Genomic DNA, 1415 nt, shown 5'->3' with positions numbered 1-1415 from the left:
GTCGTGGCTTGTGATGTGGCGGACCGGGAGTCGCTGGCGGGCCTGCTGGCCGAGCATCCGCCGACCGCCGTCGTCCACGCCGCGGGTGTCGGCCAGTTCGTGGACTTGGCCGACATCGACGCCGCGCGGCTCGGGGACGTCATGGCGGCCAAGGTGGTGGGCGCCCGGAACCTGGACGAGCTGCTCGGCGAGGCCGAGTTGGACGCGTTCGTGCTGTTCTCGTCGAACGCCGGCGTGTGGGGCGGCGGCAGGCAGGGTGCGTACGCCGCCGCGAACGCCTACCTGGACGCGCTGGCGGAGGATCGCAGGGCGCGTGGTCTGACCGCGACCTCCGTCGCCTGGGGCGCCTGGGCGGGAGGCGGCATGATCGCCGACGGCTCTGCCGAAGAGGGACTGCGGCGGCGTGGTGTGCTGCCGATGGAACCGGAGCTCGCGCTGTCGGCGTTGGTGCAGGCGGTGGAGCACGACGAGACCTTCGTGGCCGTCGCCGATGTGGACTGGGCGCGTTTCGTGCCCGGCTTCACGGCGGCCCGCCCGCGCCCGCTCATCTCCGACATACCCGAGGCCCGTGCGGCTCTGGACGACGGTGTTCACACGAGCGGGAACGACACCTCCGCCGACGGCTCCCTGGCACAGCGCCTTGCCGGTCTGTCGGCGACCGAGCGGCTGAAGGTGGTCCTCGATCTGGTCCGTTCCACGGCGGCCGCGGTACTCGGTTACGCGTCGGCGGACGCGGTGGAGGCGAACCGTGCGTTCCGGGAGATGGGCTTCGACTCGCTGACCGCGGTGGAGGTGCGCAACCGGCTCGCCATGGCGAGCGGGTTGAAGCTGCCCGCGACGGCTGTCTTCGACTACCCGAGCCCGGCCGTGCTTGCCGACTTCGTCCTGGGCCAGGTCATTGGCAGCGACATCGCCTCCGACGCCTCCTTGACCGTACCCGGTGTCGCAGTGGCCGCGGACGAGCCGATCGCGATCGTCGGTATGGCCTGCCGTTACCCGGGCGACGTCCGCACTCCGGAGCAGTTGTGGGACCTGGTGGCCTCGGGCACGGATGCGATGGCGGAGTTCCCGACGGACCGTGGCTGGGATGTCGACGGTGACTTCAGCTCCGTGGGCGGATTCGTCTATGACGCGGGGGAGTTCGACGCCGGATTCTTCGGGATCTCGCCGCGTGAGGCGCTGGCGATGGATCCGCAGCAGCGGATGCTGCTGGAGGCGGCCTGGGAGCTGTTCGAGCGGGCGGGGATCGATCCGACGTCCCTGCGCGGCAGCCAGACAGGCGTCTTCGCCGGCGCATCCGCGCAGGGCCATGGCATGGGGCTCGGCGCGCTGCCCGAGGGCGTGGACGGTTACATGCTGACCGGCAGTTCGGGCAGTGTGGTGTCGGGCCGGTTGTCGTATGTGCTGGGGCTTGA

Annotated in this window: 1 protein-coding gene; it reads left to right on the top strand. The window is 71.0% G+C overall.

Going from position 1 to position 1415, the window contains the following annotated elements:
• Positions 1-1415 (top strand): beta-ketoacyl reductase (locus FGD71_RS10015; RefSeq protein WP_119100052.1); only part of this gene is annotated, 1415 nt, incomplete at both ends.

Origin of the sequence: Streptomyces sporangiiformans (assembly GCF_005768555.2) — a bacterium.
Taxonomy (GTDB): domain Bacteria; phylum Actinomycetota; class Actinomycetes; order Streptomycetales; family Streptomycetaceae; genus Streptomyces; species Streptomyces sporangiiformans.
This window is presented reverse-complemented; position numbering and strand designations above follow the sequence as displayed.